Here is an 8,914-nt window from a genome sequence, read left to right on the forward strand (position 1 = left end):
CAAACGTATAATTATTAAGAAAAAATTTATGGGGTGAAGCATCATGTATATGCAACAAACAGCAAACCATAGTCATCTTCCTGCTGTCTTAAGAACATTTGCGATTTCATTAGGAATTGCCTTTATTGGCACAATGGCGGGAGTTTTTGTACCACCGGCTATGTTTTTGCCGCTCATTATTCTTGAAATAGGAATGCTCCTTTTTGCATTTATAATACGCCGAAAAAAGGCTATGTCTTATTCGTTCCTATTCGCCTTTACATTTATTTCGGGAATGACAACCTACCCGATTATTTCTCACTATCTTGCAACAATCGGCCCGAACCCGGTTTTGCTTGCATTAGCGACAACAACTACCATTTTTACAGGCTTAGCGATTTATGCTTCAACAACAAAGCGTGATCTGACCTTCCTGGGCGGTATGCTGATGGCTGCTTTGTTTGCATTGATCGCCATTTCGATCTTTAATATTTTTTGGCCGCTTAGCTCAACAGGAATGCTTGCTTTCTCATTCATTGGTGTGCTTGTATTTAGCGGATATGTTCTTTTTGACTTTAATCGTATGAAAAGATACGGTGTAACAGCTGAGGAAGTTCCATTAATGGCTCTAAACTTATATCTTGATTTTATTAACTTATTCATTAATATACTGCGTATTTTCGGTATTCTTGGAAGCAGAGACTAAATTCTTATACTGGCTGTGTTTGTACTAAATTAATCAATATAAACACATAGAAAAATAGAGTGGAAGTTATGATCCACTCTATTTTATCGTTTTTTAAAAATTTTAACATTTGAAAGATTGTTTGAATCCGTGAAAATAATATCCTTTTTCTTAGTGATTTCTTCCAGCCTTTTTACCGCTTGCTCAAATTCTAAATTGCTCATTTGTTTGGTTGCTAGTAATGAACAAAGTATTGCAAACCCTATAGCAGTCGTATCAACATGAACATCTACCTGCAAATCCACATCTGAGTTTCCACTTTGCCCAATCGAATTTTTACTCTCGTTGTTTATTTTAATTGTATTTTGTTCTTTTGATCGTGCTTCAGCACTATTCCTATTTTCTTCAATGTTATTTATCTCTATGTCATTTTCTTCGTTTGAATTCATGAAACGGGAAATATATTTATTTGCTGGCCTTCTTGAACTCATACCATCACCTATCCTAATAAAGGCGGGACTTAATAATCCCACCTTTTATATTAGAAATCAAAATCAGCATCTATATCAGTATTTTGATTTTGGTCGTTATCCTGCTCCTGATCTGATCTTACACGTGCATTACTTTTGCTGTTTAATCTAATGTCGACTCTAGAGTTACCAGAATTATGGATTGTACTTCGAGCCACATTTGTGTTTTTATCCGTATTTTTAACATTAGCATCTGCTTCAGACTCTGATCTATTACGTAATTCGGTTTCGAAATCAGAATCCACATCTAGATCTACATCTGTGTTTGTATTGTTTCTGCGGTTTCCTCCCGCGCTCACAAAGTTATCATTGTCAAAATGGGATTTCCGTCTCCTTCTCCTCATATTAACTTCCACCTTTCTGATCTAATAAAACTTTTATGGTAGGCGTGTAAAAATACCCCTTTCATACACGCCTAACTATCTGAGTACAGACAAAAAGATTTTTAGCAGTAAAATAATAATTTTCACTGCTAAAAAAGCAATTTATACTGTTAATAAACTATTGAGTGGAGTTAGAATTATTTATACATTAATCATCTATATCTACATTAATATCTTGGTCTTGATCATTTTCCTGTTCTTGTTCTGACCGAACACGAGCGTTGCTTCTGCTATTCAGTGTAATGTCAACTCTCGAATTTCCTGAATTTGTGATTAAGCTTCGAGCAATATTCGTATTTTTATCAGTGTTACGAACATCTGCTTCAGCTTCAGAATTTGACCTATTTCTTAACCTATTATCAATATCTGTGTCAAAGTCTACATCCACATCAACATTTGTGTTTCGACGATTCCCTCTGTTTGAACTCCTAAAAAAATCTTGGTTTCCATTATCATCAAAAGATCTAGTCATTCTACCTTCATCTCCCTTCGGTGTACTTAATAAACAATATATTCGTGTACAACTATCATGAATAGACTAATCACCAAGGTTTTTTACCCATTTATTCATAAAAATATCTCCCACAGGAAAAACCTATGAGAGATAATTATTAAAAATTTTTTTTAAGTTTAATAATGATAAATTTTTGAGTAAATCCATGATTTTATTTAATTTCCAAAAACTTGTGATTAGTAATTCATGTACTCCTCTTTTAAAATACTATAATAAGTTAAATCAATGGCCTTTCCGTCTTTAACAACATGATTCCGGAAAACTCCCTCGTGCTTCATTCCGCATTTTTCCATAATTCTCCACGAACCAGGATTGCTTGTAAATGCTGCTGCATAAATACGATTCAGGTTTAATATTTCAAAACCGTATTTAATGACCAGTCTCGCTGCTTCCGTTCCATACCCATTCCCCCAAAATGGTTTGCCAACCCAATAGCCAAGCTCTCCGCGGCGATGCTCCATTACTTTACCAATACTAATGAGGCCTATAAAACCATGATCCTTCTTGCTGATAATGGCAAAAGTGACCGCTTCCCCCTTTTGTTCTGCCTCTAGAACCTTGGCAATAAAATCCCTTGCAGAGCCCTTCGGATACGGATGCGGTATATATAAAGTCGTTTTCGCTATCTCGTAATCACTTGCATATTCTTCAATCTTTTCCGCATCTTCCAGTGTTAAAGAGCGTAAAATGATTCGTTTTCCGTCTAAAAGCTCCATACTCGTACACACCTTTATTCAAGAGTTTCTTAACGACTATTATTCTACTGTTACAGCCAGTTCCTTTATTAACAGGGATGGCGAACCGATATAACCTGGAGCGACAAAAGAGAATGAAAAGTCAAGATCAGATCCAATTTGCTCAATGCTGTTTAATAGCTCATAGAAATTCCCGGCGATTGTCATCTGTTTGACAGCAAACTGAATTTCGCCATCCTTTACATAAAACCCTTTGGCAGCTAAAGAAAAATCACCTGAAACCGAGTCTGCACCAGAATGCAGCCCTTCCAAATCCGTTATGATGATGCCTTCCTTTAACGATGAAGTTAGCTCATCTAAACTTTTATGGCCAGGGGTAATATAGAAATTCGTTGGGGAAATAGCTAAAGATCCTTTATAGGAAGATTTATAGGCATTCCCCGTTGACTCGACATTTGCTTTCTCTGCTGTTTTCCGATTGTGAAGAAGTGTAACAAGTCTTCCATCTTTGACAATATCCTTTTTAGCTGTTGCCATTCCTTCACTGTCGAAGGTTTTGCTGAATAACCCATTTTCAAGAAATGGATTATCTACAATTTGTAATGTAGGAACAGCAATGACCTCTCCAACCTTTTCTTTTAAAAGAGACTGGCCCTTTTGTGCATTTTCGGCAGAAAAAATCGGCGAAAAGGTTTGCAGGAGACTTCCTGCTGCGGTATTTCGTAATATTACCGGATAGCGTTTACTAACTGCCGTTTGCGCATTTAACTGTGAAAGAGCCTCTTCAACAGCATACTTGGCAATTTCTTCAGGAACTAAAGAGGAGAAATCCCTTGTCACGTTTATATATAAACCTGTTTTAATTTCATCCCCCTGCTTCACAACAACAGAAATAAACAGACCAATATGGTTAAGCCTTTCCTTCAGTTCTAGACCCTTGCTATTTATGATGGTTCTCTCTGAATCTGCACTTTCCAGCATAAAATAATTCGTCCCTGTTACTCTTTCATCATAGGCATAGATATGCTTTTCGATTGTCTTTAGTAGTTCTACTTTTTCTGGAATAGTTACTTTCTCCAGTTCATTTGAATAAAAACTTCCTTCATAGTAAGAGTCGCTTCCAGCAAACATCTCTTCCTTTGTTTCTTCCTCAGAAATTAGGGCATTTTCCTTGGCACTTTCTACTAAAAATAATACGGATTCCTCATCAAGCTTTTCGGTGAACGCGCTGCCTGTTTTCCCATCAATTATACCCCGAAACGAGAAGCCAGCTATCTCAGAGCTTTCATAGGAATCCAGCTCGCCTTTAAACAAACTGCAACTAAATTTCTCCTCTTTTTCATAATAAAGCTCCATATCAGAAAAACCATGCTGCTCACCGAGTGAAAAAAGCTTTTGCTTAAAATCCTGGATCATCATCCTTACTCAGCCTCCTTACTGCCGCCAACCGTCATTTCACTTACCCGAACCATTGGCTGGCCAACATTCACTGGGATGCTTCCGCTTAAAGAGCCGCACATTCCCTCGCCATGAGCTAAATTATTGCCGACCATGTCGACAAGCTTTAATGTTTCCGCACCGTTTCCAATTAATGTAGCCCCTTTTAGCGGTTTGCCTAGCTTACCATCTTTCACCGTATATGCTTCCATTACCGCAAAATTATAGTCCCCGGTTGCTGGATTAACGGAACCGCCCCCCATATATTTAGCATAAATTCCATTCTCCGTATTAGCGATAATCTCTTCTGGAGTGGATTTGCCTTCCGCTATATAGGTATTCGTCATTCTGGAAGTCGGAGCAAAGCGGTAGGATTGTCTTCTGCCAGAACCCGTTGATGGCATGCCCATTCTTCGGCTATTAAATTTATCAATCAAGTAACCTTTTAATATCCCATTTTCAATGAGGACATTTTTTCGCACTTTTTCACCTTCATCATCGATTGTAATCGATCCCCACTCGTTCTCTAGTGTGCCGTCATCAATATATGTAACGACATCTGAAGCAACTTTTTCGCCTATCCGATTCGCAAAAACAGAGTTATTCTTCGCAACAGATGTAGCCTCAAGTCCATGTCCGCAAGCTTCATGAAAAATAACCCCGCCAAATTCATTATCAATAATGACCGGGAACTTCCCACTTGGACATGGTTCGGCACCTAGCATTGTCACAGCGATCCGAGAGGCTTCCCTCGCATAATGCTCAAGATTTAGATTTTCAAAAAACTCAAATCCCTTGTGAGCACCCGGACCGTAGAAGCCAGGCTGAATTTGGCTGCCGTCAGAGGCAATGGATTGGATCGCCAATCTGCTCCTCACTCTCTTATCCTCAACCAATTTCCCTTCACTATTTGCAATCAGTACATTTTGCTCTTCGTCTATATAACGAATTAATACCTGCTGAATACTAGAGTGATAGTTTTTTGCTATTTCATAAGCCTTTTTCATCACATCCGCTTTGCGGAATTTTTCGGTATCTTTCGGATTTATTTCAATTGGATGTCCGCACTTAATAATCTCTTTAACAAGAGGCTGTGGCTGGATAATCTCATTTCCAGTAATAGCATGGGCTGCATTTCTAGCTGCTTTTAACAATCCTTCCTTTGATGCATCGGTTGTATACGTATAGACACTTTGTAAACCTTTAAAAACCCGGATTCCAATCCCAAAATCCCTGCCTGACAAACTATTTTCAATTTTGCCGCTCTGAAGGGTCAGGTTATTCGTATATCGGTCCTCGACAAACACTTCAGAGAAATCACCGCCGGTTGCAAGCGCAGCGGCAAGGACATCCTCAATGACAGATGTTGAAAGCATGAAACTCCCCCTTTTGATCAGACTATTCAAAACCATCAAACAATAATATTATATTAGTTTTTTCCTATTTTTACTACTATTGTGGGTTTCGATATCTTCGTGGTCTGCTTTGATTTGTTTGACAATATCCTCCCAGACCGTTTCATCATCTGCCAAGAAATGTCCCGCTTCAGGCACAAAGTGAGAAACAGCTTCAGGTATCGCTTGCGACACTTTCTTTATCTCATCAAAAGGAGCCATCCGGTCACCCTCCCCGTGCCAAATATGAACCGGGATTTGTATATCACTTAATTGAAATCCCCATGGCCTTGACAGCAATTTGACTTCATCAACTGCCCCGTCAGTTCTTACTTGAAGAGCCCCCATTAAGTGTGCCATCATATCCTTAATCTGCTCATCCGTTTGAATGAATTGGAGGTCCCATTCGCCTAAATGTTTATTTCCTTTTTTCATTGAAATCATAAATTTTTCCGGTTTCTGCCCCATCATCTTCTTTTGCATTTTATAAGAATAGTTGACTAGCCAAGGTACATGTTTACTTAAGATAAACGCAATTCGATTCTCCTTCACCATACTTTTTGGCGGTTTTCCATTGTCAAAAGGAGCTACACTTGAAATCATGGAAACATGATTTAATCGTTCTGGTATTTGGTATGCACAAGCGGCCACAAAAGCTCCTCCACCTGATACACCTAAAACTGAAAAACGATCAAGACCAAGTTCATCCGCTAATTCCCCGACATCAAATGCCCAGTCAAGCAGGCTCCAATTTTTCTTCGGATCGGATGTTCCAAAGCCAGGTCTGTCTGTTGCGATGAGTCTCAGTCCGGATTTTGTTATCTCACTATCATCTCTAAACCATATTTTGGACCCAGGAGTTCCATGAAAAACCATCACTGGAATTCCTTCCGCTTTACCGTATTCGATATAATCTAATTTGCGCCCATCTATTAACCGAAATACTCTCTCTTCCATTTTCCTATCCCCTTTATCGTTGTTACCTTCATTGTAAAAGATCACGTAACGAGAGGTTCAAGTGGGATTTTTAAATTTTTTTCAAAAAAATAGAAGCTGTCTAAGCAGCTCCAATTTATAAAACCCCTGAAAACAGTCTTGCAAATGACTCCTTCGATCTTTCAACAAAACCTCTTTTGAAATATTGAACAGGACTGATTTTTTCGCTATATTCCATATCTTCTTCGTAATGGGCTACGAGTTCCCGGATGGAGCTTGTGCCATACAGGAATACATTGACTTCAAAATTCAAGTGAAAACTGCGCATGTCCATATTTGCCGTTCCCAGCGAAGCAAGATTGCCATCAATAATTATAATTTTCTGGTGCAAAAATCCTTTCTTATAAGAATATATTTCTGCCCCAAAACGAAGCAGCTCAGGGAAATAGGATCTGCTTGCATATTGGGTTAGGAAACCATCATTAATTTCCGGAACCATGATTCGAACCTCTATTCCTTTTCCAGCAGCAACTCTTAATGCAGTCCGAATGGCTTCATCAGGTACAAAATAGGGGCTCGCTATCCAGATCGACTTAGTAGCTGAGGAAATCATGGAAAAATAAAAATCACTCATAAGCCCCTGCTGAGTGTCTGGACCACTCGCTACAATTTGTACCGCACCATCTAGGACATCCTCTTCTATTTTTGATTTATATGACGTATATTTCCCAAGAAGCTTTTCCCCACTGACATATTCCCAATCAAGTAAAAAGACGGTATGAAGGGAATACACAGCCTCCCCTTTAAGCAGCATATGAGTATCACGCCAAAATCCGATCGTTTTATCCTCACCAAGATACTCTACACCAACATTCAAACCGCCTACAAAGCCAACCTTTCCATCGATCACAATGATCTTACGATGATTGCGAAAATTAATCTTTTGATTAAAAAAGCCGTACTTTAATGGGGAAAATGACTTTACTTTTATCCCGGCCTTCTGCATAGCCTGTATATCTTCTGCATCTATTTTTCTGCTCCCGACTGCATCGACCATAAACAAAACCTCTACGTTTTTTCGCGCCTTTTCAATAAGGATTTGAATAATTTCCTTACCAAGACGGTCGGATCGGTATATATAGTATTCCATATGAATAAAAACTTCCGCTTCACTCAGTTTTTCCTTAATTTCAGAAAATGTTTCTTCACCATCTTTTAATATAAATGCTCGTGAAGCTGTACTTATCGGAGTAGGAGAAGCATTGCTTGCATACTTTAAAAAAGAATGCTGAGTATCTTGTAAAAATGAAAAATCAGGGGAAGATTCCTGCTGCAAAAGCTTCTTCCATTCATCTCGATCCCTTTTTCGCTTACTTTTAAAAAGATATCCTTTTAAATAAAGCTGTCCGGAAAATAAATAAAATAGATATCCTAAAACAGGGAAAAAAATTAAAACGTATACCCATAAAAGGGTATGCTGAGGAGATCGATTCTCTAGCATTAAGGAAAATATACTAATCGCGAGCGCTGAACAATATAACAGTGAAATCACGGCTTTGACTTCCAAGCCGTAATGGCCGAAAAGGATCATATATAGGGAAAGTATTAAAACAAAAGCAATTAAAAACTCCAACCGGCGCTTTCTCATCTCATCGTTCTCCATGACTCATAAGTAGTAAAAACTGTATGCCTATTATTTCCTATATACCCAAAATTAAATATGAAAAAACTTGGGATTAATGTACACTAAATAGAATTAGAGTCCACGAGGTGAATTTATGTATATTAGACTTTTAAATCCAAATGATGCTGACGCTTATCGTGATTTAAGAATAATTGCATTAAAAAATCATCCTTCAGCCTTTGCTTCCAGCTATGAAGAAGAGAAAGATAATCCCGCTGAAGTATATGGAGAAAGATTTCAATCAGGGGATTCCTTTACTTTCGGTGCATTTGAGGATGATGCTTTAATCGGTTCGGTAACATTGTTTAAAGAATCCAAATTGAAACTTAAACATCGGGCGAATATATTTGCAATGTACGTTTCACCTAAAAAGCGTAAAATGGGCATTGGAAAACAATTAATAGCTGCGGCAATAGAAAAGGCGAAAGAGTTAAACGAGATCGAACAAATTTATTTAACGGTTGAGGCGACAAATGAACCTGCAAAAAAACTATACCATTCTTTTGGTTTCGAAACATTTGGAAGGGATAAAAAAGCGTTAAAAATCGGGAATGTGTATTTCGATGAGGAGCATATGGTGTTGTATTTATGAAAATTTGGTGATGTTCTTTAAGTGCATATCATATGAATGTTTTGCATCAGATGGAGATTCTGGTTTCCGTTATTCGTGAATTCTC

At 38.1% G+C, this 8,914-nt stretch carries 10 protein-coding genes and 1 pseudogene (1 of these 11 running past the window's edge); 3 read left to right on the forward strand and 8 right to left on the reverse strand.

Going from position 1 to position 8,914, the window contains the following annotated elements; translation table 11 throughout:
• Together mscL and V7164_RS10800 are read left to right on the forward strand one after the other, a co-directional pair.
• Nucleotides 1-11: pseudogene (mscL, locus tag V7164_RS10795) on the forward strand (large conductance mechanosensitive channel protein MscL) (it extends 361 nt beyond the left edge of the window).
• Nucleotides 12-43: 32 nt separating this feature from the next.
• Nucleotides 44-685 (forward strand): Bax inhibitor-1/YccA family protein, encoded by a 642-nt coding sequence (locus V7164_RS10800; RefSeq protein WP_335354071.1) that lies wholly within the window; start codon nucleotides 44-46, stop codon nucleotides 683-685.
• Nucleotides 686-768: 83 nt separating this feature from the next.
• On the opposite strand, the gene V7164_RS10805 is transcribed toward V7164_RS10800, so the two are convergent.
• The 8 genes from V7164_RS10805 to cls form a co-directional block, all read right to left on the reverse strand.
• A complete protein-coding gene (locus tag V7164_RS10805; RefSeq protein ID WP_335354072.1) occupies nucleotides 769-1,155 on the reverse strand; it encodes a hypothetical protein in 387 nt (128 codons plus the stop codon).
• 50 nt (nucleotides 1,156-1,205) lie between these two features.
• Nucleotides 1,206-1,538: a hypothetical protein gene (locus V7164_RS10810; RefSeq protein ID WP_335346764.1), complete on the reverse strand. Its 333-nt coding sequence runs from the start codon at nucleotides 1,536-1,538 to the stop codon at nucleotides 1,206-1,208.
• A 187-nt stretch (nucleotides 1,539-1,725) separates the two neighbouring features.
• Nucleotides 1,726-2,049, reverse strand: coding sequence for a hypothetical protein (locus V7164_RS10815; protein ID WP_335346763.1), 324 nt, complete (start codon nucleotides 2,047-2,049; stop codon nucleotides 1,726-1,728).
• Nucleotides 2,050-2,267: 218 nt separating this feature from the next.
• On the reverse strand, nucleotides 2,268-2,807 hold the full coding sequence (locus V7164_RS10820; protein WP_335354073.1) for a GNAT family N-acetyltransferase: 540 nt from the start codon (nucleotides 2,805-2,807) through the stop codon (nucleotides 2,268-2,270).
• Nucleotides 2,808-2,846: 39 nt separating this feature from the next.
• Nucleotides 2,847-4,205, reverse strand: a complete 1,359-nt coding sequence (locus V7164_RS10825) for a TldD/PmbA family protein (RefSeq protein ID WP_335354074.1) — start codon at nucleotides 4,203-4,205, stop codon at nucleotides 2,847-2,849.
• 2 nt (nucleotides 4,206-4,207) lie between these two features.
• Nucleotides 4,208-5,599, reverse strand: coding sequence for a TldD/PmbA family protein (locus V7164_RS10830; RefSeq protein WP_335354075.1), 1,392 nt, complete (start codon nucleotides 5,597-5,599; stop codon nucleotides 4,208-4,210).
• Between the two features lie 48 nt (nucleotides 5,600-5,647).
• Nucleotides 5,648-6,574 (reverse strand): alpha/beta fold hydrolase, encoded by a 927-nt coding sequence (locus V7164_RS10835; protein WP_335354076.1) that lies wholly within the window; start codon nucleotides 6,572-6,574, stop codon nucleotides 5,648-5,650.
• 115 nt (nucleotides 6,575-6,689) lie between these two features.
• Nucleotides 6,690-8,201 (reverse strand): cardiolipin synthase, encoded by a 1,512-nt coding sequence (cls, locus tag V7164_RS10840; RefSeq protein ID WP_335354077.1) that lies wholly within the window; start codon nucleotides 8,199-8,201, stop codon nucleotides 6,690-6,692.
• Between the two features lie 130 nt (nucleotides 8,202-8,331).
• On the opposite strand from cls, the gene V7164_RS10845 reads away from it, so the two are divergent.
• Entirely contained in the window at nucleotides 8,332-8,829 is a 498-nt protein-coding gene (locus V7164_RS10845; protein ID WP_335354078.1) for a GNAT family N-acetyltransferase, read from the forward strand.
• Nucleotides 8,830-8,914 lie beyond the last annotated feature (85 nt).

This window comes from Bacillus sp. JJ1474, assembly GCF_036965225.1.
Classification (GTDB): Bacteria; Bacillota; Bacilli; order Bacillales; family Cytobacillaceae; genus Cytobacillus.